A 22589-nucleotide genomic window follows, 5' to 3' on the forward strand; every position below is an offset into this window, starting at 1 on the left:
TTTAATTTCGGAGTACTCCGGACTATTTATTTTCATACTCCTTGATTTTACCGACGCGGTTTTCGTGGCGGCCGCCTTCGTATTCTTCTGAAAGCCATACTGCTGCGATTTCACGCGCAAGTCCAGGTCCAATTACGCGTTCACCCATCGCCAGGACATTGCTGTCATTGTGCTGGCGCGTTGCCTTTGCGCTGAATACGTCATGCACAAGTGCGCAGCGGATTCCTTTTACCTTATTCGCGGCAATGCTCATGCCAATCCCTGTTCCGCAAATCAGGATTCCTTTATCGAACTCTCCGTTCGCCACTTTCTCGGCAACCGGAAGCGCATAGTCAGGATAGTCAACAGATGTACCGCATTCGCAGCCAAAATCTTCATACTGAATATTCATTTCGTCCATCAAATTCTTGATTTCTTCGCGGATATTCACTCCGCCATGGTCTGAAGCAATAGCAACTTTCATTGTAAAATCCTCCTATGTATTCCCGGCTTGCGGGGCGATCAAATCTATCGTTATTTTCTCATATTCGCTCTGAATTATAAAGAAAACCGGTTTTTGCGATCGAATTTTAGCTGGTAGATCATAATTATTATGTTTTATAGCGAGTTTTCATTTTTTATAGCGACTTTATCATTTATAGCGAGTTTTTATATAGCGACTTTTACGATTTTATAGCGAGAATTTCATTTATATAGCAAATTGGAAATTCCAAAGGATTTTTTCCAGTTTTACAAAAAAACCACAGCATTCCCCGCTGTGGTCCAAAAATTATACTGAAAACTTCGTAATCGTCCCTTTTAATTTTTCCGCCTGATTCTTCAGGTCTACCGCCAAATCTTCGACATTCGCGATGACTTCTGCTTGCTGCTCTGCGGCTGATGCTACACTAAGTGCTCCAGCTGAGGTTTCCTCTGCGATTGCCGCCATTTCCTGCGATTGTGTTGAAGTGTGCTGGATAGTTTCCATTTGGTTCTCGACAAGCGCTGTGATCGCATGGATGACCTCTGCCATTTCATGGATTGTCGATGTCATTTCGTCGATCACCTGGTTCGTTCTCTCACCTTTTTTCGCTTCGCCATTCGCGGTTTCAACCTGTCTGCTGATCTGGCCGACCACATTCCGGACTTCAGACTGGATGTTCTGAATCAGTTCTGATATTCCCTGGACAGCGTCCGCACTCTGGTCCGCAAGCTTCCTGACCTCTTCGGCAACCACTGCAAAGCCTTTTCCATGCTCACCAGCACGCGCTGCTTCAATCGAAGCGTTCAATGCAAGCAAATTCGTTTGCGCTGCGATATCGCCAACAAGCTGGATGATTTGCTCTACCTTAGCCGCGTTCTCTTCCAATCTTTTTACCGTACCAAGAGATTCACGGTTATCATTTGCAAGTGTTTCAATGCCTGAAATCAGTGAGTGGATCGCATTTTTCGATTCCTGCAGGTCTTTGACCATTTCCACAGAGATGGATTCAGATGCACGTGCTTTTTCCTGGACATCCTCGGCGATGCGGATGACTTCATCGACAGACTCAGCAGTTGTCTGTGTTGACAATGCTGAAGAATCAGCTCCTGCAGCGATTTCTTTAATGGTTGTCGAGATGACGGACGCCTGCTCAGAGGCTGCAGCAGATTGTCCGGAAATCCGGATGACTTTTTCATTTGTTTCTTTAAAGTTACTATCAATCTGGCTCACCATTTCACGTAGGTTTGCGAGCATATTATTGAAGGCCAGTCCCAAAGAACGGATCTCATCATCCGATTTTGAAACTTCTGCATCCTCGCCAATTTCACCTTGTGCAGCTTTTAAAGCAGACTGCTCAAGCTTTTGCAGCGGCTTGACAATCAGCCCCGCAGCCATATACGCAAGCAGACCTGACCAGAAAATTCCCATAGCTAGAATTGCAGACGTATAGACGACCGAATTGATTTGGATAAAATTTTGAACATAAGGCTGCAGGAAATAAATGAAAATTGCGCTCGTTGAATACGTGATGATCGCCAACACAGTCGTCAGCATGACCATTTTCTTTCTTAACCCCATTTTGTAGCTGCGTTTAGACCCCACTGATAATCCCCCTGAAAAAATAATAGAATGACGCTTTAACATCATTGCGCTTTTCGGATCGATCGTGCCAGAACCGAAAAGAATTTCTCAAAGGTATTATCGGATTTTATCTAGGATTCTTTCGATACTTTTTTGAATTTCTTTAAAAGCTTCGCGATAAATTTGTTCATTTCCGCCAAACGGATCTGCCACATCCAGATTTCCCGTTTCCTCCGCGAATTCTTTCAAGGTAAAAGTTTTATCTGCAGCGAATGGATACTGGTTCATGATCAAACCCTTATGGCTTTGCGTCATCGTCAAAACCAGGGTTGCCCAGTCAATCTGTTCCCTTGTCAGTGTCGAGGAGCGATGATCATGATTGATATTGTTTTCCGTGAGCACGGTCTTCGCGTTGACCGAAGCTTCCGCACCATTCGGAGCATATACTCCGGCCGATTTCACCTCAACTCCAGGCAGCTGCTTGCTTTTTAAAATCGCTTCTGCCATTGGGCTGCGGCATGTATTTCCGGTACAGACAAATAAAATGCGCGCCATGCTTGTCCCTCCTGTGAATAACTTTTCTTCATTATATATAAATTATTGCGCATTTTCATTTTTGGCAAAAAAAATACACCTGACGAGCAGGTGCAAAAATTTTTATAGCGGGAGGAGCAATTTGAGCCCGAATGCGAGCAGAATGCTGCCACCCAATGCTTCACTGTATGTACCAAGCCATCCTTGCACTCTTTTTCCGACCAGGAGGCCTGCCCATGTAAGGACCATTGCCGCTGCACCAAAACAGATCAGCACAAGCAGCGTCCTTGCTCCGTAGATTCCAAGCGTCAGACCTACCGAAAAACTATCAAGGCTTACGCTGAGGGCAAAAATAAATAAACCCTTGCCTACCGGGGTGATCATGCTTGTCTCATCTTCCTTGAAGCTGGCCCAGATCATCTGGACACCCAGCACGATCAGGAGCAGGCCGCCAATATACCCCGCGATCGCCCCGAATTGCTCGGACAAAAATCTCCCTGCCACCATTCCCAGCAGCGGCATCCACACATGGAATAAACCAATCGTGACGCCAATTTTAAATATATGCCTTTTCGTCAGTCTGAACATGCCCATTCCGAGACCAACGGAAAATGCATCCATCCCCAACGCGAATGCCATCAATATCAGTGTGAATAATTCGCCGGCTATTGCTGCCATGTCTTCGCCCCCTCGGACTTGCTAATTCAGCATATGCACGTCCAAAATGATTTAGAAGCAGGGAATTTTCAGTTTCCGAAATGATATTATGCCGTTCGCAATACAAAAAGCGCTCCATAACCGAAGCGCTTCCCTTAGTGACTTATTTTTTAATGATTGGCAGTCCTGAAGCCTTTGACAGGCGGTTCATGATGGCCTGGCCCACACCGTGTTCGGGAAAAATTTCGCCGAAAATGATATCGAGGTCTTTTTGATTGAAGGCCCGGAGTGTGTCATATAGTGCTTCTGCGACTGTTTCCAGTTTCGCTCTTTCACCGCAGGCGATCACTGTGTCGGAGTCATAAAAACCCTTATTTTCCTTTGTTGTCATCACACCGACTTTCTGGCCATCTCTTCGCTTTTCATTCACGAGCTGCTGGATTTCTTCTTTTGTTCCGTCAACAAGATAGAATGGTGCATTCGGGGCATAGTGGCGATATTTCATCCCGGGTGATTTTGGCGCCTGGTCTGAATCCTTCAGAGCCGGGTCTACCGCTACTTCACCGACTACTTCTTCCAGCTGTTCCTTCGTTACGCCGCCCGGCCTTAAAATCGCTGGAATCTCGCCGGTACAATCAACAACTGTGGATTCGAGGCCGACACCGGTCGCTCCTCCATTCACGATCCCGGCAATCCTGCCAGTCAAATCATCTGCAACATGACCCGCTGTTGTCGGACTTGGTTTGCCTGACAGATTTGCGCTTGGGGCAGCAAGCGGCAAGCCTGACGCTTCGATAAGTGCGAGCGCTACTGGATGGTCGGGCATCCTGACGGCAACTGTGGATAATCCGGCAGTTGCTTTTTCAGAAAGCGCACCTTCCTTTTTTTCCAGGATAATCGTCAATGGACCAGGCCAAAAAGCATCCATCAGCACCGCTGCCTGATCGGGGATATCCTTTACAAAGGAATGAATTTGCTCAGTATTTGCAATATGGATAATCAACGGGTTATCCCCAGGTCTTCCTTTTGCTTCGAATATTTTCAAGACGGCTTCATCGCTTTTTGCGTTGCCGCCGAGGCCGTAAACCGTTTCTGTCGGAAAAGCGACTACTTCATTTTGCTTCAGTTTTTGTGCAGCTTCTATTATTTGTGGATATGTTTTTAAATTATCCACATTCTTATCCACTGACCACATTTGAGTTTGCATGTACATCCACCTTTTACTTCTCGCTATACTAGTCTATTTCTATGAAAGTATAAAAGAAGAATAAGCAGAACTCAAGTTTTTATCCACAAATTGTGTATAATTTTAACGGATCCGTGGATAACTTTGTGGATTAATCCACAATTTACAGAATTATTTTCATAATTGCGGAGTTATCCACAGTTAGAACTTGTTTTAAATGGCTTTTTTCGAGAAGCGATTCAGGAAGCTCCGATTGATTAACCATTTCAAATCCGAGACTTGAGAAAAAGGAAACCGCACTCATCTTGTTGGTAACCAGATATAATTCTCCAAGCTCCTGATTTTTCGCAGTCAGGAATGCCCGTTTAAACAGCAGCATCAAATCCGGCTGGCCAATTTTCGGGGATACAACAAATGATCGAAGCAGTCCTGCCTTATCTACCGGTTCTACTCCAAGGCATGCCTTCAGTTCTCCGCTCTGGTTTTCCATCAATGAAAAGTTTTCGATGGAGTCACTCAATCCTTCCGGGCTTACTCCCGCTTCTGTTAAAAAAGCCTCCAGTTTTGGCAGATCCTCTTTATTCGCACTTCTGATTTTCCACGTCATCTCTATCACCTCAAAAATAAGATTCTAGTAAAAAGATATGAGAGAAGGTAGAAAGTAGAACTTAAAAAAGGATAAAAAGAAACACGGCAGCCTCCATTTTTATAATGAAAGCTGCCGTGTATCCTTTGGTTTCTGGCTTTCTAAGCCAACTGATTAGTTATTGTTGTTATTGTTGTTGCGGGCATTGCCGCCTTTTTCACCGATTTCTTCATAGAAGCTTCGGTCATGGTTTTCAGAAGTCGCTTCCCCGCCTTTGCGGCCGATCTCCTGATAGAAGTCCTTATCGTGGCTTTCAGAGGTTGCTTCGCCACCTTTTTTCCCGATTTCCTGGTAGAATTCGCTGTCATGGCTTTCAGCAGTAGCCTCTCCGCCTTTGCGGCCAATTTCCTGATAGAAATCTTTGTCGTGATTGTTCGAAGTTGCTTCGCCGCCTTTACGGCCGATTTCCTGGTAGAAGTCGCTGCCATGGTTCTGGCTTGTAGCTTCGCCGCCCATGCGTCCTCGTTCTTCACGTGACATCTTATCATTGTTATTGTTTTTAGCCATTATTACTCATCCTCCTTGAAATCTAAGTTTTGATGTTACACTACACTGAATATCCGGATTCTCCCACCCTGAAACTAGTAACAAGGGAATGTAATATGCTTGTTTAAAGAATGTAATATTTTTGGTAATTCTGACAGTCACTTTTCCTCATTTACCAAGTATTTCTTAAGAGAAGCTAGCTGAAGTTTCCTAGCTTCTCATAGTGAAAAATTCATAAGTGAGTGATTTAAGTCACTATGTCACCCATTTTGTATGGTTATAATAAATGTATTCAAATGAAAACCTTTCTCACAAGGGGGCACGGGATGGAAATCAAAACAATATACGAGAAGATCGGCGGAGATGAGTCAATCCGCAAGATTGTCGATACTTTTTATCCAAAGGTATACGAAAATGAGGAGCTCAGTCCGTTGTTCGAGGGCGATATGAGTGAAATCAAGCGGAAGCAATGGATGTTCCTCACCCAGCTGACCGGGGGCGGCGCACTGTACAGCGAGGAATTTGGACCGCCTAATATGAGAGTGAGGCATATGCCATTCGAAATCACACCGGTGCGTGCCCAGGCATGGCTGAAGCTGATGCATGAAACACTGACAGAAACCGGCTTGATTGACACCGAGGGCGGCAAAGCGCTGTTCGAGCGTTTGAGCCAGATCGCACCGATAATGATCAACAAACATTAAGGAGGAATTCAATCATGGAAAAACAATCATTGAAACAATACCAGGAATTCAGCGAAGAACGTTTTACGAAAAGAATTGTTTTCAAAAAAGGCGACAGCACCGTGTTCCTTTTGAACTTCATGCCAGGACAAGAACTGCCGAAACACACGCATCCAGGTACTGAAGTATTCATTTTAACGATGCAGGGAGAAGGCACATTCCTTGTTGATGGCGAAGAGATCGTGGCCGCTGCGAACGAGACCGTCCACCTGGGCGGGACTGAAGAACTCGCCTATAAAAACACAGGATCAGAGCCAGTCACGCTTTATGTGATGCTCAATAAGATTCCGGATGAGAGATTTGCGCAGAATATTTAAGGGCCAGCAAGATGTATGCAAAAGCCCAAACAAAGAGCGTTATATCCCCACCTGGTCGATATAGTCGAAAATGTGGTCGATAAAATCGGAAATCCGCTGATATAATTTAAAATGTGGTCGATATATTTAAAAATCCGCTGATATAATTCAAAATGTGGTCGATATATTTGGAAAATCGCCAATATATTTGCCTGCAAGGTATCTCATTAGTTAAAAATAGCCCCTGCGGCCTGCGCAGGGGCTTATTTTATCCGAAAATCCTGTTCCAAATCTCGACGAGGAAGAATGATACCTCTACTTCTTCTTCGCCGCCTTCATATACTTTTTTCTCGTCTTTTTTATCTTCGTTTTTCTTATCCTTTTTATCTTCGTTTTTCTCATCATCAAGCTCAGCATCAACGGACTCGTCTTCTGTTTCTACTTTTACATCGCCCTTGCTGTCGTTTTCATCGAAGCCTTCGCTTGTTGCTTCTCCGTTTGAGAAATCAAGGAAGCATAGTGGCGGATAGAGGACGCACCACCAGTTCGCTCCTTCGCCTTCGCCCAAAGTGATCAGGATTGCTTCATACTCACCTGCTGGATAGAGAAACTGCCCATATAATTTAGTAGGAAACTGGACTTTGTCAAACTCTGTTTTTACAGATTGGTTTGCGCCTTCAGCTGCAACAACACCTTCCGCGATTGCCTGGATTTCCGGAAGCTTGGATTTGATAACTTCTCGCGCTGCTTCGATTGAAGTAAGCTCCTGGACCCATTTCGTGATTTCTTTGTTCACTTCGTCGCGGATCAAGCGTTTGATGTTCTGGTCTTTCTCCAGGTCGCTGTCAGCGAGGATCCTCAGGCGGATCGCCTCATTCGGGATGACCATCGCTTCCTTCGCGGTCACTTCATTTTTTGGTGTATATAAACTTAAAATAGTACCTGCACATAATAAGAGTATGTATAGAATAGCTGCTGATTTTTTCATCATCATCTCTCGCACCGTCCCTTCACTAGTAAACAGTGTGGACAGTTTGATAGATTCTTAAACTAGTAATTTTGAAAAAAATTGGACCCCTTTTTATCAGGAGTCCAACTCAGCGAAAACCATCCGGTCCTTGCCGTTAATATCAAAAACAATCTCAACCTTGGCGTCCGGGAAGGTATTTTCCAGTAATCTACGTACCGCTTCACCCTGTCCAGAACCGATCTCGAAGCCAATGAGCGCTTTTTCTTTTAAAACAAGCGGAAGTTCCTCCATGAACCGGCGATACAGATCCAAGCCATCTTCGCCTGCAAAAAGCGCCATATGCGGTTCATGCTCAGTGACGATATCCGACATCCATTCCTGGTCAGCGACCGGGATATAAGGCGGATTCGAAATGACAGCATCTACTTTTTTCCCTTGTAAAATGAGCGGCTGCAGGAGGTCTCCGTGCAAAAACTCAATTTCCGCACCAAGCTTGCTTGCATTTTTCCGCGCCACCTCAATAGCGTCTTTAGAAAGGTCAACTGCAGTTACCTTCAATTCTGGTTTTTCCAGCTTCAAGGTAACCGAAATCGCCCCGCTGCCGGTCCCGACATCGACAAGTTCAATAGAATCTCTTTCCGGAAATAGCTTGTCCAGCCGCTGTAGTGTGCCATATACTAGTTCTTCCGTCTCCGGACGGGGAATCAGCACATGCTCATTCACTTCAAAACGGCGGCCGTAAAATTCCTCGCTGCCAATAATATATTGAATCGGCTCGCCAGCGGCATGCCTTTTTACAACAGCCTGGAACTCGGACCATACTTCGCCATCCAGTTCATCGCGCATCTTCATCAGCATGGATGTACGGGACAGCCCCGAATAGTGCCGCAGCAAAAGCTCACCGGCGAACTCCTCGCGATTATGTTCTTTTAAAAAAGAAGAAGCCCAATTGAGGGCTTCAAATATTCTTACATTACTCATTGTTCGCACTCTCAAGTCTTTGAGACTGGTCTTCCATAATTAACGCTTCAATGATCTCATCCATCTTTCCCTGAAGAATCTGGTCAAGCTTCTGGATTGTCAGTCCGATGCGGTGGTCAGTCACTCGGTTTTGCGGGAAGTTGTACGTACGGATTCGCTCAGAGCGGTCACCAGTACCTACAGCTGACTTACGGACCTGATCATACTCCGCTTGTGCTTCCTGCTGGAACTTGTCATAGACGCGGGCACGAAGAACCTTCATCGCCTTGTCTTTGTTTTTATGCTGTGATTTTTCATCCTGACACGATACGACGATTCCAGTTGGGATATGCGTCAGACGTACAGCTGACATTGTTGTGTTAACAGACTGTCCGCCGGCGCCGCTGGAAGCAAATGCATCAAAGCGGATATCTTTGTCATGCAGCTCGATTTCCACCTCTTCTGCTTCTGGAAGACATGCAACAGTAGCGGTTGAAGTATGGATACGGCCGCCAGATTCTGTTTCCGGAACACGCTGGACGCGGTGCGCACCATTTTCGAACTTCATTTTAGAGTAAGCGCCATTTCCGTTGATCATGAAGATGATCTCTTTAAAACCGCCTACGCCAGTCGTGCTGGCATCGATGACTTCAGTCTTCCAGCCCTGTGATTCAGCATAACGGCTGTACATCCTGTAAAGGTCACCGGCAAATAAAGCAGCTTCATCGCCACCTGCAGCGCCGCGGATTTCCATGATAACGTTCTTGTCATCATTAGGATCTTTAGGGATCAGAAGGACTTTGATGCGAGCTTCAAGCTCCTCGATTCGTGGTTCAAGCTCTGAAATTTCTTCCTTTACCATTTCGCGCATCTCTGCATCAAGCTTTTCCTCGAGCATCGCTTTCGCATCTGTCAGCTGTTCTTTTACTTCCTTATATTCACGATAAGCCATGACGGTTTCCTGGATGTCGGACTGCTCTTTTGAATACTCACGAAGCTTCTTGGAGTCATTGACAACTTCCGGGTCACTCAATAGCTCATTCAATCTTTCATAACGATCCTCAACTGATTGAAGACGATCAAACACGGACATTCACCTCTATTTTAATTGCCTTGAAATTGGATTATAAATTTATTCTTGCCTGTGTATTTCCGAAACAGGTCTGATAATTCAACATTGCATAACATTCTAATTATAGTATAGCTGACCCCCTCAGTCAAAGCCATTATGACTGGAAAAGCGCAACCTCCGTCATCTGTAAAATGGAAAAAGCATGCCCTTTTATGAGCATGCTGCTGAAGTAGAAATTTCTATTGGATATCAACGTTAATGTCATAGCGCGGCAAAGCTTTCGCCAGCTTTTGCTGCAATGTCTTTTGGGCTTTTTCACGGTCATTCCTGGTCACGTGGCCTTCAAGCTGGGCAGTTACGTTCATTTCTCCGCCGTTGATCCAGATGGAGCCTGGCTCATATCCAGCGTCAGAAATGACATCCTTTGCCTTTTGGACATCCTGGGAAAAACTATGGTGGTTCTCGTTGTCGGTGTTCAATAAGTTAGGATTCTGGTCGGTCATCGTCATGCCGTCATCCTGATCCCTCGAAAAATTAGGACCATCACCTTCGCGGACACCGTCACCCTCTCTGTTCAGGTCCATGCCAGCCTGGTCTTGATCCTTGTCATAAACTGATTCGGTATTATCCTGGCCACATCCTGAAACCATAACCACCACAAACACTAGCAACATGAGTAATATTTTCAAATTATGGCACCTCCCGTGGTTATCTTGCCCTGTGGAGGTATTAAGCATGCCCTAAATTTTTGAAAAATGAGCAGCTGGAAAAATTATTCTCTTACTCAACGACTATAATTGCACGTTAAAGAGTATTAATTGCACGAAAAAAACCATTAATTGCGCGTTCAATTGAGATAATTGCACCGCAAAGTGACGTAATTGCACTTTCATCCAATATCAGGGAAATAACAATAAAAAAATCCCCCCGCTTCCGGGAGGATCAAACATTTTATGTTAAGCTTTCAGTCGTTTTCTCGATTTTCAGCTCGTTCGGTGATTTTGGCACTTCATGATGGTGTCTGCATCGTGGTTCGTATGATTCGGACGCGCCAACAAGAATGATTGGATCATCATATGAGGCTGGCTTGCCGTTGATCAGACGCTGTGTACGGCTTGATGGCGATCCGCAGACCGCACACACAGCTTGTAGCTTGGTCACATTTTCAGCAACAGCCATCAGCGCAGGCATCAGCCCGAATGGCTCACCGCGGAAATCCTGGTCAAGGCCGGCAACGATGACGCGGTAGCCGCTGTCAGCAAGATGCTGGACGACCGGAAGAATTTCATTATCGAAAAATTGCACTTCATCAATGGCAATGACATCGATATCAGGGTTGATATGCTTGAAAATATCAGTAGAGTTGGCAATAGGCTTTGCAGTAACTGCAGTTCCGTTGTGTGATACAACCGATTCTTCGCTGTAGCGGTTATCAATCGCAGGCTTGAATACAGCAATCTTTTGCTTGGCGAATTGAGTTCTGCGCACGCGGCGGATTAGTTCCTCGGATTTCCCCGAAAACATGCTGCCGCAGATCAATTCGATCCAACCGCTTTGTTTCATAACGTACATGGTCTGCCTCTCCTTCCTCAGTGGAAAAAATGAATCGCTCATGCGCTGTTGGCGCTGGAGCGGGCTGTTTAAACAAAAAGCTGCTTTCGTAGAATTACGGCTTTTTCATGCCATAAAGGTACGAAAAAAGCCTGATTAAAAGTTCGACACTTTTTTCAGCTTTTTCCATTATAACAAAAATCAGTGCTGAATCCAGACACATTAATAAAGTTCACAAAAATAAATTTATGTACCCGATTTCTTCAAAAAAGGCAAAATAAAAAACAGGCAAGTCGCAAAGCTTCTTGCCTGTTTGGTTTCTTAATAATACTATTACTGGTTGTTTTTAAGACCGTATTTCTTGTTGAAGCGGTCAACACGTCCGCCAGCTTCAGCAAACTTCTGACGTCCAGTATAGAATGGGTGGCACTCAGAGCAAGTTTCAACGCGAATCTCGTTCTTTACAGAACCAGTTTCGAATTCGTTACCGCATGCGCAAGTCACCTTAACTGTTTTGTAGTTTGGATGAATTCCTGATTTCATTCTTTTCATCTCCTTCCGCCCTGAATCATATCCGAAACAGAGTTATAATCAACGGTTATACCGTTATTGGAAAAACACACTGCAATCATTATAACAAGTTCAACTATATATTTCAAGTCAGTTTTTACATCCAGAATCTGGAACTAAGAACGTTTGTTATTGCCTTTCATTTCTTCGCCAAGGACAGCGAAGAAATCTTCGTTCGACTTGGACAATCTTAGCTTGCGCAGGAACTTTTCCGCGAAATCCGGTGAATCCGACATTGATTTGCGGATAGCCCAAAGCTTGTCCAGATGATCCTTTGGAATAAGAAGCTCTTCTTTACGCGTTCCAGATCTGCGGATATCGATTGCCGGGAAGATCCTTCTTTCAGCAAGTGAACGATCAAGGTGAAGCTCCATGTTACCTGTTCCCTTGAATTCCTCATAGATCACATCATCCATGCGTGATCCTGTATCAACAAGCGCAGTCGCAAGTATTGTCAAGCTGCCTCCTTCCTCGATATTACGGGCAGCACCGAAAAAGCGCTTCGGACGATGGAATGCCGCAGGATCGATACCGCCGGACAAAGTACGTCCGCTTGGCGGGATGACAAGGTTATAGGCACGGGCAAGACGAGTGATGCTATCCATCAGGATGATTACGTCACGCTTGTGTTCAACAAGGCGCATCGCACGCTCAAGCACAAGTTCAGCCACCTTGATGTGATTTTCAGGCACTTCGTCAAAAGTGGAGCTGACCACATCTCCGGCAACGGAACGTTCGATATCGGTTACCTCTTCCGGACGCTCATCGATCAATAGCACAATCAGTTCTGCTTCAGGATGGTTGGTCGTAATGCTGTTTGCAATTTCTTTGATCAGCATCGTTTTACCAGCCTTTGGCGGAGCAACGATCAAGCCGCGCTGTCCAAAACCGACTGGAGCGAGGACATCCATGATCCTTGTCGAAACTTTGTTATGCGTCGTTTCCAGTTTCATCTGGCGATCCGGATACAGCGGCGTCAATCCCGGGAAGTGGACCCTTTCCTTCGCCGATTCAGGGTCATCACCATTGACAGCCTCTACCTGAAGCAAGCCGAAATAACGTTCATTCTCTTTAGGAGGACGGACTTTCCCCGATACCTTATCCCCGTTCCTTAAATCAAAACGGCGAATCTGCGAAGCCGAAATATAGATATCCTCAGAGCTTGGCGAGTAGTTGATCGGGCGCAGGAAACCAAAGCCTTCAGACTGGATGATTTCCAGGACACCTTCCATGAAAAAGTAACCCTGTTGTTCTGCACGCGCTTTTAAAATAGCAAAAATAAGTTCTTTTTTCGTTAATTTGCTGTAGTAAGAGACTTTATATTCTTTTGCGAGTTCATAAAGCTCTTTCAATTTCATATTTTCTAAGCTTGAAATATTTACTTCCATTATGTCACCACGCCTTAAAATATTTCGATTTCCCCCATAAAAAATGTATTAAGAATATCAGCGTATGGATGGAAAAAGAAGAAATGAGTTCCTTTGAAGGTTGTAAGAAGGAATTAATGAAGGTATACAACTGGTTTGTTTTTCTAGTATCAAAACAATTTTCATTTTACCCTTAAACAGGAAAAATAATCAATCTTTTTATTTATCAGCTCCCTTTACCTACATAATGCGGCAAAGGGAGCTGATTTGTAAGGGTTTTCGGTTCATTATAAAAAAATATTATTTCATGACTAGATGCGGCTTTTTCTTCAGGCTGTGCTGTCCTTCGATGAAGCGGACTGTTCCTGATTTTGCACGCATGACCACTGAGTGGGTTGAGCCGTAAGAGCCTTTGAACTGAACTCCTTTTAGCAGCTCGCCGTCTGTTACGCCTGTTGCTGCGAATATGGCATCTTCACCGCGGACGAAATCTTCCATAAGGAGGACTTTATTGACATCAATGCCCATTTTTTTGCAGCGCTCAAGTTCTGCATCATTTTGCGGAAGCAGTTTACCCTGGATTTCACCGCCTAGGCTTTTCAACGCTACTGCAGCGATGACACCCTCAGGTGCTCCGCCTGAACCAAACAGGATATCCACGCCCGTAAAATCAAATGCCGTGTTTATGGCGCCTGCTACATCGCCGTCATTGATCAATTTAATCCTCGCTCCGGCATCGCGAAGCTGGGCAATGATATGTTCATGGCGAGGGCGGTTCAAAACCGTCGCTACAACATCTTCAATATCCTTGTTCTTCGCTTTCGCCACTGCCTTCAGGTTATCAAGAACAGAAGCATTGATATCGACCATTCCTACCGCTTCAGGACCTACCGCCAGTTTATCCATGTACATGTCAGGTGCATGAAGCAGGTTGCCGTTATCTGCTACCGCGAGGACAGCAAGGGCATTCCAGCCGCCGGACGCTACGATATTCGTTCCTTCCAAAGGATCGACTGCGACATCCAGACGCGGGCCATAGCCTGTCCCAAGCTTTTCACCGATATACAGCATCGGCGCTTCGTCCATTTCACCTTCACCGATCACGACCGTGCCTTTCATCGGGATGGTGTCAAACACATCTCTCATCGCTGACGTTGCAGCATCATCAGCCTCGTCTTTTTTACCTCGTCCCATCCAGCGTGCTGAAGCAAGCGCAGCCGCCTCTGTCACGCGGACAAGCTCCATCGTTAAGCTACGTTCCATATGATCATCCCCTAATCATGAAAGGCGCTAATGCCCACCCAAAAGGTATACCTCTCAATCTCTTCGTATTCAGCCCTGGCATAATCAGCATTCTCCTCGTTGGCTGATCATGCTATGAAACTGCTTAGGAAGCGAAATTTTGATGCAGCCGCAGTTGGCGGTCCGAAAATCAAATAGGTTATACTACTTTACGTTTTAGATAAGCATTAGCACCACTATTTGTATGGTACAACTTCTATTGTACTATACTTTTTATGATTTTTTTACTTCTTCTTGCTCTTCAGATGTCATATCTTCACGCCAAATTGTGGCACCAAGCCCATTGAGCTTTTCAACAATGTGGCTGTAGCCGCGATCGATATGGTCGACACCGGTGATTTCGGTGACGCCCTCTGCCATAAGTCCGGCAATGACAAGCGCTGCTCCGGCCCGGAGGTCACTCGCCTTCACCTTAGCTCCCTGCAGCTTGACAGGACCGCTGATGATCGCCGATCTGCCTTCGACTTTGATATTGGCATTCATTCTTCTTAGTTCGTCGATATGTTTGAAACGTGCCCCGTAAATCGTATCTGTCACGACACTGGAGCCTTCCGCTCTGGTTAAAAGCGCTGTGAATGGCTGCTGCAGATCTGTCGGGAAGCCAGGGTAAACCAGAGTTTTGATATCGACTGCTTTATACTGATCAGATGGCGCAATATAAATTTGCTCATCACTAGCTTCAATTTTAGCGCCCATTTCCTTCAGCTTGGCCACAAGTGACTCAATATGCTGAGGAATGACATTATCGATTGTCACACCATCGCCAATGGCAGCGCCGAGGATCAGGTATGTGCCAGCCTCGATGCGATCAGGAATGATCGTATGGCGGCAGCCGTGAAGCTCGTCTACGCCATCAATCCGGATGACATCCGTTCCTGCGCCTTTGATTTTCGCTCCCATATTGGTAAGCAAAGTCGCTACATCAATGATTTCCGGCTCTTTTGCCGCATTTTCAATGATGGTACGCCCTTTTGCCCTAACAGCAGCAAGCATGATGTTGATAGTCGCCCCTACGCTGACAACGTCAAGATAAATCCTCGCACCGCGAAGCTCCTCGGCACGAAGGTAAATTGCGCCCTGTTCGTTCGTCACGCTTGCACCAAGCGCTTCGAATCCTTTTATATGCTGGTCAATCGGCCTTGGACCCAAATGGCAGCCGCCCGGCAGTCCGATGACAGCCTTTTTGAAACGGCCCAGCATCGCACCCATTAAATAGTATGAAGCTCGCAGCTTTTTCACTTTTCCATTCGGCAAAGGCATGGAAATCATGGAAGACGGATCTACCGTCATTTCATTGTTCGAGAATTCAACAGAACCGCCGATCTCCTCCATTAAGTCCTTGAGCATATGAACGTCGGATATATCCGGCAAACCTTCAATGGTCACAGGCGATTCTGCTAGAATCGTTGCTGGGATCAAGGCCACTGCGCTGTTTTTCGCGCCGCTGACCCGTACAGTCCCTTTTAAAGGATAGCCGCCTGCAATCTTAAGCTTTTCCATTTTTGACTCCCTTCTAAGCCGTGATGTATTAAGGTCAAGCTGGAGAAGCAAACTTTTTACAGCTAAGACCGATATAGGCTCTACTAAGATTTGTTTACCGAAATCAACAAGGTATATTTTTCCATTAAAAACACGCAGATTCCGGGAGTTTTCTATTTCTTTAGTTTACACGATATTCCCAAATTCATGTAATAAAATGCAAAAAAGTTTAAATTGGGTAAAACTTCCTAACAGGAGGTGGTTTCAGTCGGCCGAAACCACCTCTGTGTATAAATCTTTTAATTTTCACTATCCGCTGAGCGGCTGAGATCTTAAACCCCTCATTTTAAAAAGTGACTCTCCGAAATCTGTCGTTGATTTCCGTTCCAGGCGCTTCGCTTTCCGCGGGGCGTGAGGTGAGCCTCCTCAGCGCTAAAGCGCTTGCGGGGTCTCACCTGTCCCGCTGATCCCGCAGGAGTCTGCGCGCCTTCCACTTCAATCAACTAGACTTGGAAACACTATTTTGCTTTTCCCATTCTTTTAAAAAATAGAATTTTACTGTCCGCGTGATTCCCAGTCTTTTAGGAAGGCTTCGATGCCTTTGTCTGTTAGTGGGTGGCTGAACATTTGCTGGATGACTTTGTATGGTACGGTTGCGATGTGTGCTCCTCTTAGTGCTGCGTCTGTTACGTGTTGTGGGTGTCTGATGGACGCGGCGATGATTTCTGTGTCGATTCCATGGATGGTGAAGATTTCGGCAATCGTTGAAATCAGGTCGAGTCCGTTATGGCCGATGTCATCAAGGCGGCCAAGGAATGGTGAAACGTATGTAGCTCCCGCTCTTGCTGCTAGCAATGCCTGGTTTGCACTGAAGACCAATGTTACATTCGTCTTGATTCCCTCTTTTGAGAATACGGAAACGGCTTTCAAACCTTCTGGGGTCATCGGAACTTTGATTGTGATGTTTGGAGCGATTGCTGCAAGCTCTTTCCCTTCTCTGATCATGCCTTCAGCATCCAGTGCGATAACTTCTGCACTGACTGAACCAGGGACTAACTCTGTGATTTCCTTCAGACGGTCTTCAAATTTTACATTCTTTTCTTTTGCCACGAGTGACGGGTTTGTCGTAACCCCTGATAAAATTCCCAGTGTATAGGCCTCGCGGATTTCTTCCATATTCGCAGTATCGATAAAAAACTTCATTTGTAAACGCCTCCAGTCGACATAATTTTCAAACTTATATAAATGGACAAAAACCGCCTTATTGTAAGGCGGTTTAATTATAACAAATTTTTATTGCTATTACGCTTTATTAGAAGAACCGAATTCACGCATTTTGCCGATTACAGTTTCTTTGATTGCGTCGCGAGCTGGTCCAAGGTATTTACGTGGATCGTACTCGTTAGGCTTTTCAGCCAATACCTGACGAACAACTTTAGCTGAAGCAATTTGGTTTTCAGTATTTACGTTGACTTTAGCTGTTCCGAAAGAGATAGCTTTCTGGATATCTTTTGTAGGGATACCAGTTCCGCCGTGCAATACCAATGGTACTCCTGCAGTCTTGTTGATCTCTTCCATTTCTTTGAAGCCAAGGTTCGGTTCACCTTTGTAAGGTCCGTGAACAGATCCAAGTGCTGGAGCCAGGCAGTCGATGCCAGTGCGTTGAACTAGTTCTTCACACTCTTTTGGATCAGCATAGATAACGCCATCTGCAACGACATCATCTTCCTGTCCGCCGACTACTCCCAATTCAGCTTCTACAGAAACACCTTTTGAATGAGCGTATTCTACCACTTTTGAAGTGATTTCAACGTTCTCTTCGAAAGGACCGTGTGAAGCATCGATCATAACAGATGTGAAACCTGCGTCGATTGCTTCTTTACACTTATCGAAGCTTGAACCATGGTCAAGGTGAATTGCAACAGGAACTGTAGTTTTATAGTCCTCCATCAAACCTTCTACCATTTTGACAACTGTCTTGAAGCCGCCCATGTAGCGTGCAGCACCTTCAGAAACACCAAGGATTACTGGTGACTTCTCAGCTTCTGCAGCTTGAAGGATCGCTTGAGTGAACTCAAGGTTATTTAAGTTAAACTGCCCAACAGCGTAGCCTTCTGCATTCGCTTTTTTAAGCATTTCTGTCATTGAAACTAAAGGCATATCATTTCCTCCTTCGTTATGATCAATCGTCATTTGACTATGCTACCCTTTAAAAGGATTTCCTTCTCTGCTTTTGTTTATGTACCCGAGATGGCATTCATCAAAACGATTGATCCTGTGGAATTCATAAGTATCATACCAAAAGAAAATCAGAAATGCCATTGTTCTAGCCTTGTTTTTGCAAGTGTCATAAAAATGCTATAAAGCAAGCGCTACCAATAGTTTTACTAGTCTGGAAACTCTGTTTTTTTCTGCCTTTTAAAAAGAAAAGCCCCCAAATATAATCTAGAGGGCCTTTCTATGTAATCAATATTAAAACTTAAGATACGGTTTGTGAGTATTTCTTTACTGCTGCCCGGATGTCGTCGATATCGAATGGTTTTGCGAAGTGGGTCAGCGCCCCTAAATCCATTGCTTCCTGGATCATATCGAGCTCGCCGTAAGCGGTCATGATGATGACGCGGATGTCCGGATCGATTACCTTCATTCTTTTTAGAATTTCAATTCCATCCATTCCAGGAATCTTCATGTCCAAAAGAACGAGATCAGGTGGATGCTTTTTTACGATATCCAGGGCCTGGACGCCATTTGCAGCCTGATATGTTTGATAACCTTCTTTTTGCAGCACTTCATTAAGTAGAATTCTGATGCCAAACTGGTCGTCTACAATAAGTATTTTTTCTTTCATGCCGCCTCTTCCCCCTAATAAATGTAGTATGTTGTTAAATGTATTTGTCCAGGAAACATTTCGTCTTATCCCCATTTACACAATTCGTTAAAAAGCTTGAAATTCCTCCCATATTTTCAAACTTATTTTTCGACAGATGCTTTTTCATTCTCATTGTAGTACTTTATAATCAGTATTGGCAAAAACGGAGGTGCTGTTATGTTAAAAATGTTTTCGACACAGCTTGCTGGCTTGTTCAACAGGCTTCAGGAAAAAGAAGAGTTTTCAATCGAAGATGGAGCGAGACTGCTGGCACAAGCTGCAGCTGGTGAGGGCAGTGTTTATATTTTCGGTACGAAAGAGATGCAGGCGGTAGCCCTTGAGGCGGTCTATGGAGAGGAACCATTGCAATCCGCAGCAATTTTAACAGAGAATATTGAACTCGAGGCGGCTGACCGCGTCCTGATTGTAAGCCGCTACGCAGACGATCAAGAGGCTGTTGAGGCAGCGCGCGAACTACAGGAAAAAGGAATCCCATTTGTCGCCATCTCCACTGTCCGTGACAATCAAGAAGCTGAAAGTCTCGATTCACTGGCTGACGTACACATTGATTTAAAATTAAAAAAAGGACTCCTGCCTGACGAAATGGGCAACAGAGTCGGTTACCCTACGTCAATTGTTGCCTTATTCATTTACTTCGGGTTGAAATTCACGATTGAAGAGATATTAGAGGAGTACTAATCAGGGAAATTTGGCTTAACAGTATAAAACGAAGCTTCACGGAAAAACGTATCCGCAATCCAAATAAAAGCTAAAAAAGCCGGTGATTTCACCGGCTTTTCGCTTATATCCCGATATTATTTACGTGACTTGATTGATGCTTCGATGAAGTCCCTGAATAATGGCTGCGGGCGTGTTGGTCTTGATGTGAATTCAGGATGGAACTGGGATGCAAGGAACCATGGATGGTCTTTCAATTCAATGATTTCTACCAGTCGGCCATCCGGGCTTGTCCCAGAGAAGATGAATCCTTCTTTTTCCATTGCCTGGCGATATTCATTGTTGAACTCGTAGCGGTGACGGTGACGTTCGTAAATCAAATCATCGCCATAAGCTGCGAATGCTTTCGTATCTTCACCAAGCTTACATGGATATAGTCCAAGACGAAGTGTTCCGCCCAGATCTTCGATATCCTTCTGTTCTGGAAGAAGGTCGATGATCGGGTATGGCGTGCTTGGCATGATTTCTGCAGAATGAGCATCCTTCAGGCCAAGAACATGGCGGGCAAATTCTACAGATGCCAGCTGCATGCCAAGGCAGATTCCGAAGAATGGCACTTTGTTTTCACGCGCATACTTGGTAGCAAGGATCTTTCCTTCGATCCCGCGGTCACCAAATCCGCCTGGAACAAGGATTCCATCCACGTCATTGAGCAGTTCTACCACATTTTCTTCTGTTACTTCCTCAGAGTTGACCCACTTGATTTCAATATCGCTATCAAATGCATAGCCAGCGTGCTTCAGCGACTCTACCACAGAGATGTATGCATCCTGAAGTTCCACGTATTTACCAACTAGGGCAATTTTCGTTTTTTCAGAAAGATGCGTTACCTTCTCGACTAGTGCATTCCATTCGGTCATGTCTGCTTCGCCGCAATTCAGCTTGAAGTGGTCGCATACCAGCTGGTCCATCTTCTGCTCCTGCAGAGCAAGAGGGATTGAATATAGTGTTTCAGCATCTGTAGCTTCGATTACCGCATCTTTATCGATATCACAGAATAGGGCAATCTTGTCCTTCATGTCCTGCGAGATCGGCATTTCGGTACGAAGAACGATGATGTTTGGCTGGATTCCCAGGCTGCGCAGTTCTTTTACGCTATGCTGGGTTGGCTTCGTCTTCATTTCTCCGGCTGCCTTAATGTAAGGAACTAGTGTACAGTGAACATACATCACATTGTCGCGGCCAACATCATTCTTGATCTGGCGGATCGCTTCAAGGAAAGGAAGAGATTCGATATCTCCTACTGTTCCCCCGATTTCAGTGATGACTACATCTGCACCAGTTTCCTTTCCAGCGCGGAAAACCTTGTCCTTGATTTCATTCGTGATATGCGGGATAACCTGTACAGTTCCGCCCAGGTAGTCACCGCGGCGTTCTTTTTTCAAGACAGTCGAATAGATTTTTCCTGTCGTCACGTTCGAGTACTTATTAAGATTGATGTCGATGAAGCGCTCGTAGTGGCCAAGGTCCAAATCCGTTTCCGCACCATCATCCGTAACGAAAACTTCACCGTGCTGGTAAGGACTCATTGTCCCAGGATCCACGTTGATATATGGGTCGAACTTCTGGATTGTTACGTTCATGCCCCTGTTTTTCAGCAATCTTCCAAGAGATGCCGCCGTAATCCCCTTACCTAATGACGAAACTACGCCGCCTGTTACAAAAATATACTTTGCCATTTGTATAATCCCCCTCATCAAACAGTTTGTACAATATGTACCTGTTTAATTGATTTATTAAAAAAATTTTTAACGATTTCATCGGCCTGCTGTTTAAGATGCAAACCTGTTTGTCTGGGGGGTTCTGGACAAAATAAAAAAACGCCCCGCATACATAGTATGGGGAGCGTTTTGTAGCTGTTTTACATAATCGTCCTTTTTTAAGGAGCCCAAAAAGTATTCTACAGCCGGTCCTATTAAAAGTCAAGCCGTTAATTACAGTTCTTTGTCCTCGTCCTCTTCATCTTCAAGTGGAAGATCTTCATCTTCGTCTTCATCTTCTAACAACTCATCATCATCGTCGAAGTCGTCAGTGTCTTCAAGATCCTCATCGAAGTCTTCATCATCTTCATCGTCATCATCCAGGGCATCATCGTCGTCTTCATCAAATTCGTCGATGTCATCAAAATCAAGATCTTCCTCATCGATTTCATCGAATTCGTCAAGGTCGAGATCATCCTCATCCACTGCCTTCTTCGACTTCTTCTTCTTAGGCTTGACTGTCGTGACATTATCTTCTTCAATCTGGTCTACAGGATACCAGACGCGAAGTCCCCAGCGTCCTTCTCCCTGGGACATGAAACGTCCATCTATGTTTATATCTGTATAGAACTGAACCATTTTTTCATTTACATCAGCCTCGTCCAATTCGAGAATGCTCTTAATTTCAGCCATCATCTCTTGGAACGTGATCGCTTGCTTCTTTTCTTTTAAAATTTCGAAGGCAACTTCAATCAATGACATTTCTTGAAGCTCTTCTTTTGAGTATTGACTTAAACTCAATCTCCGCACTTCCTTTCTCTATTCCAGGCCTTACCCGGCCCTGCTTCCGAAAACAAGGAAAATATCCCAGAATGCATATTCTACATTATAAACAAATTCTAAACCTTTATGCCAGTTTTATCTGTCGTTTTCTTGCCTTTTTTCGCTTTCATTGCCCACTTTCCTGCTGCCAGTACTTTTTCGCTTTTTCAGCTGGGTATAGGCCATGAAAAAGAAGACAATCGAAAGAATGAAAAATGATACCGCACCGAGCTGACGCTGGTAGAGATAATACATGGCTGCAATTGCTATGGCTGCGCCGGCCGTTAACAACACTGATCTCACAAATTTCACATCCTGAAGTAGGTCGTATGTATTAGCTGATACCTAGATTATATAAGATTATTTGGCAAAAGATATGAAAAATTCTCTAAAAGTTATGATTCGAACCAAATTCGCCTTAAATCCGGAAGCACTTGTGAAAAGCCGGACCCTGTTACTAGGTAAAGCTAGTTTACGAAAAAGAATGAACAAAATGCAAGGTGGCTCATAGTTTTCCTATAAGCCACCTTGCCCAATACAGGTCCATTGCAAAAAGTGCTAATGCCACGCCCTACTTTTATACACCATCTTTTATAA

Annotated in this window: 25 protein-coding genes; 3 read left to right on the forward strand and 22 right to left on the reverse strand. The window is 44.8% G+C overall.

Translation table 11 applies throughout. The features are described from left to right. Positions 1 to 22: 22 nt before the first annotated feature. From rpiB to RH061_RS22185, 7 genes are all read right to left on the reverse strand, one after another. Positions 23 to 463, reverse strand: coding sequence for a ribose 5-phosphate isomerase B (gene rpiB, locus RH061_RS22155; protein ID WP_167831099.1), 441 nt, complete (start codon positions 461 to 463; stop codon positions 23 to 25). A gap of 306 nt (positions 464 to 769) precedes the next feature. Then, positions 770 to 2065, reverse strand: a complete 1296-nt coding sequence (locus RH061_RS22160; protein WP_311072912.1) for a methyl-accepting chemotaxis protein — start codon at positions 2063 to 2065, stop codon at positions 770 to 772. A gap of 96 nt (positions 2066 to 2161) precedes the next feature. After that, on the reverse strand, positions 2162 to 2599 hold the full coding sequence (locus tag RH061_RS22165; protein WP_311072913.1) for a low molecular weight protein arginine phosphatase: 438 nt from the start codon (positions 2597 to 2599) through the stop codon (positions 2162 to 2164). 102 nt (positions 2600 to 2701) lie between these two features. Beyond that, complete coding sequence (locus RH061_RS22170) at positions 2702 to 3256, reverse strand: manganese efflux pump MntP (RefSeq protein WP_311072914.1); 555 nt, start codon at positions 3254 to 3256, stop codon at positions 2702 to 2704. Positions 3257 to 3398: 142 nt separating this feature from the next. Then, positions 3399 to 4442: an L-threonylcarbamoyladenylate synthase gene (locus RH061_RS22175; protein WP_311072915.1), complete on the reverse strand. Its 1044-nt coding sequence runs from the start codon at positions 4440 to 4442 to the stop codon at positions 3399 to 3401. A 142-nt stretch (positions 4443 to 4584) separates the two neighbouring features. Then, positions 4585 to 5028 (reverse strand): GNAT family N-acetyltransferase, encoded by a 444-nt coding sequence (locus RH061_RS22180; RefSeq protein WP_311072916.1) that lies wholly within the window; start codon positions 5026 to 5028, stop codon positions 4585 to 4587. Positions 5029 to 5181: 153 nt separating this feature from the next. Further along, positions 5182 to 5574 (reverse strand): KGG domain-containing protein, encoded by a 393-nt coding sequence (locus tag RH061_RS22185; RefSeq protein ID WP_311072917.1) that lies wholly within the window; start codon positions 5572 to 5574, stop codon positions 5182 to 5184. 305 nt (positions 5575 to 5879) lie between these two features. Here RH061_RS22185 and RH061_RS22190 point away from each other — a divergent pair, with 305 nt between their 5' ends. Both RH061_RS22190 and RH061_RS22195 read left to right on the forward strand, forming a co-directional pair. Beyond that, positions 5880 to 6257 carry a globin domain-containing protein gene (locus RH061_RS22190; RefSeq protein WP_311072918.1) on the forward strand — a complete coding sequence of 126 codons (378 nt, stop codon included), beginning with the start codon at positions 5880 to 5882 and terminating at the stop codon, positions 6255 to 6257. A gap of 14 nt (positions 6258 to 6271) precedes the next feature. Further along, complete coding sequence (locus tag RH061_RS22195) at positions 6272 to 6613, forward strand: cupin domain-containing protein (protein WP_311072919.1); 342 nt, start codon at positions 6272 to 6274, stop codon at positions 6611 to 6613. Positions 6614 to 6860: 247 nt separating this feature from the next. On the opposite strand, the gene spoIIR is transcribed toward RH061_RS22195, so the two are convergent. The 12 genes from spoIIR to RH061_RS22255 all read right to left on the reverse strand — a co-directional run bounded on the left by spoIIR (position 6861) and on the right by RH061_RS22255 (position 18711). After that, positions 6861 to 7583 (reverse strand): stage II sporulation protein R, encoded by a 723-nt coding sequence (spoIIR, locus tag RH061_RS22200; protein WP_311076501.1) that lies wholly within the window; start codon positions 7581 to 7583, stop codon positions 6861 to 6863. A 93-nt stretch (positions 7584 to 7676) separates the two neighbouring features. Next, complete coding sequence (gene prmC / locus RH061_RS22205) at positions 7677 to 8543, reverse strand: peptide chain release factor N(5)-glutamine methyltransferase (protein ID WP_311072920.1); 867 nt, start codon at positions 8541 to 8543, stop codon at positions 7677 to 7679. Then, positions 8536 to 9609 carry a peptide chain release factor 1 gene (gene prfA / locus RH061_RS22210; protein ID WP_311072921.1) on the reverse strand — a complete coding sequence of 358 codons (1074 nt, stop codon included), beginning with the start codon at positions 9607 to 9609 and terminating at the stop codon, positions 8536 to 8538. Before prfA ends, prmC begins: the two co-directional genes overlap by 8 nt. Positions 9610 to 9833: 224 nt before the next feature. Then, the gene (locus RH061_RS22215; RefSeq protein ID WP_311072922.1) at positions 9834 to 10283 is read right to left on the reverse strand and encodes a hypothetical protein; all 450 of its coding nucleotides are present in this window, start codon (positions 10281 to 10283) and stop codon (positions 9834 to 9836) included. Between the two features lie 262 nt (positions 10284 to 10545). Further along, on the reverse strand, positions 10546 to 11166 hold the full coding sequence (locus tag RH061_RS22220; RefSeq protein ID WP_192471835.1) for a thymidine kinase: 621 nt from the start codon (positions 11164 to 11166) through the stop codon (positions 10546 to 10548). A 312-nt stretch (positions 11167 to 11478) separates the two neighbouring features. Then, positions 11479 to 11688, reverse strand: a complete 210-nt coding sequence (rpmE, locus tag RH061_RS22225; protein ID WP_041964628.1) for a 50S ribosomal protein L31 — start codon at positions 11686 to 11688, stop codon at positions 11479 to 11481. Between the two features lie 143 nt (positions 11689 to 11831). After that, positions 11832 to 13103 (reverse strand): transcription termination factor Rho, encoded by a 1272-nt coding sequence (gene rho / locus RH061_RS22230; protein WP_311072923.1) that lies wholly within the window; start codon positions 13101 to 13103, stop codon positions 11832 to 11834. A 279-nt stretch (positions 13104 to 13382) separates the two neighbouring features. Then, complete coding sequence (gene glpX, locus RH061_RS22235; RefSeq protein WP_311072924.1) at positions 13383 to 14345, reverse strand: class II fructose-bisphosphatase; 963 nt, start codon at positions 14343 to 14345, stop codon at positions 13383 to 13385. Positions 14346 to 14597: 252 nt separating this feature from the next. Further along, positions 14598 to 15884, reverse strand: coding sequence for a UDP-N-acetylglucosamine 1-carboxyvinyltransferase (locus tag RH061_RS22240; protein WP_311072925.1), 1287 nt, complete (start codon positions 15882 to 15884; stop codon positions 14598 to 14600). A gap of 534 nt (positions 15885 to 16418) precedes the next feature. Further along, positions 16419 to 17066, reverse strand: coding sequence for a fructose-6-phosphate aldolase (gene fsa / locus RH061_RS22245; protein WP_311072926.1), 648 nt, complete (start codon positions 17064 to 17066; stop codon positions 16419 to 16421). Positions 17067 to 17165: 99 nt separating this feature from the next. Then, positions 17166 to 18023, reverse strand: a complete 858-nt coding sequence (locus tag RH061_RS22250; protein ID WP_102264606.1) for a class II fructose-bisphosphate aldolase — start codon at positions 18021 to 18023, stop codon at positions 17166 to 17168. A 319-nt stretch (positions 18024 to 18342) separates the two neighbouring features. Beyond that, entirely contained in the window at positions 18343 to 18711 is a 369-nt protein-coding gene (locus tag RH061_RS22255) for a response regulator (protein ID WP_041964634.1), read from the reverse strand. A gap of 198 nt (positions 18712 to 18909) precedes the next feature. On the opposite strand from RH061_RS22255, the gene RH061_RS22260 reads away from it, so the two are divergent. Continuing rightward, positions 18910 to 19431: a DUF2529 domain-containing protein gene (locus tag RH061_RS22260; protein WP_311072929.1), complete on the forward strand. Its 522-nt coding sequence runs from the start codon at positions 18910 to 18912 to the stop codon at positions 19429 to 19431. Positions 19432 to 19547: 116 nt separating this feature from the next. On the opposite strand, the gene RH061_RS22265 is transcribed toward RH061_RS22260, so the two are convergent. The 3 genes from RH061_RS22265 to RH061_RS22275 all read right to left on the reverse strand — a co-directional run bounded on the left by RH061_RS22265 (position 19548) and on the right by RH061_RS22275 (position 22295). Beyond that, a complete protein-coding gene (locus tag RH061_RS22265; protein ID WP_311072930.1) occupies positions 19548 to 21149 on the reverse strand; it encodes a CTP synthase in 1602 nt (533 codons plus the stop codon). A 255-nt stretch (positions 21150 to 21404) separates the two neighbouring features. Continuing rightward, entirely contained in the window at positions 21405 to 21971 is a 567-nt protein-coding gene (rpoE, locus tag RH061_RS22270; protein WP_311072931.1) for a DNA-directed RNA polymerase subunit delta, read from the reverse strand. A 117-nt stretch (positions 21972 to 22088) separates the two neighbouring features. Beyond that, a complete protein-coding gene (locus RH061_RS22275; protein ID WP_311072933.1) occupies positions 22089 to 22295 on the reverse strand; it encodes a hypothetical protein in 207 nt (68 codons plus the stop codon). Positions 22296 to 22589 lie beyond the last annotated feature (294 nt).

Source organism: Mesobacillus jeotgali (assembly GCF_031759225.1).
Taxonomy (GTDB): domain Bacteria; phylum Bacillota; class Bacilli; order Bacillales; family Cytobacillaceae; genus Mesobacillus; species Mesobacillus jeotgali_B.

Excerpts from the sequence above, each read along its gene's own strand:
- RH061_RS22255 (WP_041964634.1), bottom strand. The coding sequence starts at position 18,711 with ATGAAAGAAAAAATACTTATTGTAGACGACCAGTTTGGCATCAGAATT.
- spoIIR (WP_311076501.1), bottom strand. The coding sequence starts at position 7,583 with ATGATGAAAAAATCAGCAGCTATTCTATACATACTCTTATTATGTGCA.
- RH061_RS22265 (WP_311072930.1), bottom strand. The coding sequence starts at position 21,149 with ATGGCAAAGTATATTTTTGTAACAGGCGGCGTAGTTTCGTCATTAGGT.
- RH061_RS22180 (WP_311072916.1), bottom strand. The coding sequence starts at position 5,028 with ATGACGTGGAAAATCAGAAGTGCGAATAAAGAGGATCTGCCAAAACTG.
- RH061_RS22170 (WP_311072914.1), bottom strand. The coding sequence starts at position 3,256 with ATGGCAGCAATAGCCGGCGAATTATTCACACTGATATTGATGGCATTC.
- RH061_RS22250 (WP_102264606.1), bottom strand. The coding sequence starts at position 18,023 with ATGCCTTTAGTTTCAATGACAGAAATGCTTAAAAAAGCGAATGCAGAA.
- RH061_RS22260 (WP_311072929.1), top strand. The coding sequence starts at position 18,910 with ATGTTAAAAATGTTTTCGACACAGCTTGCTGGCTTGTTCAACAGGCTT.
- RH061_RS22175 (WP_311072915.1), bottom strand. The coding sequence starts at position 4,442 with ATGCAAACTCAAATGTGGTCAGTGGATAAGAATGTGGATAATTTAAAA.
- RH061_RS22220 (WP_192471835.1), bottom strand. The coding sequence starts at position 11,166 with ATGTACGTTATGAAACAAAGCGGTTGGATCGAATTGATCTGCGGCAGC.
- rho (WP_311072923.1), bottom strand. The coding sequence starts at position 13,103 with ATGGAAGTAAATATTTCAAGCTTAGAAAATATGAAATTGAAAGAGCTT.
- glpX (WP_311072924.1), bottom strand. The coding sequence starts at position 14,345 with ATGGAACGTAGCTTAACGATGGAGCTTGTCCGCGTGACAGAGGCGGCT.
- rpiB (WP_167831099.1), bottom strand. The coding sequence starts at position 463 with ATGAAAGTTGCTATTGCTTCAGACCATGGCGGAGTGAATATCCGCGAA.
- RH061_RS22165 (WP_311072913.1), bottom strand. The coding sequence starts at position 2,599 with ATGGCGCGCATTTTATTTGTCTGTACCGGAAATACATGCCGCAGCCCA.
- RH061_RS22185 (WP_311072917.1), bottom strand. The coding sequence starts at position 5,574 with ATGGCTAAAAACAATAACAATGATAAGATGTCACGTGAAGAACGAGGA.
- RH061_RS22190 (WP_311072918.1), top strand. The coding sequence starts at position 5,880 with ATGGAAATCAAAACAATATACGAGAAGATCGGCGGAGATGAGTCAATC.
- prmC (WP_311072920.1), bottom strand. The coding sequence starts at position 8,543 with ATGAGTAATGTAAGAATATTTGAAGCCCTCAATTGGGCTTCTTCTTTT.
- RH061_RS22195 (WP_311072919.1), top strand. The coding sequence starts at position 6,272 with ATGGAAAAACAATCATTGAAACAATACCAGGAATTCAGCGAAGAACGT.
- rpmE (WP_041964628.1), bottom strand. The coding sequence starts at position 11,688 with ATGAAATCAGGAATTCATCCAAACTACAAAACAGTTAAGGTGACTTGC.
- RH061_RS22240 (WP_311072925.1), bottom strand. The coding sequence starts at position 15,884 with ATGGAAAAGCTTAAGATTGCAGGCGGCTATCCTTTAAAAGGGACTGTA.
- fsa (WP_311072926.1), bottom strand. The coding sequence starts at position 17,066 with ATGAAGTTTTTTATCGATACTGCGAATATGGAAGAAATCCGCGAGGCC.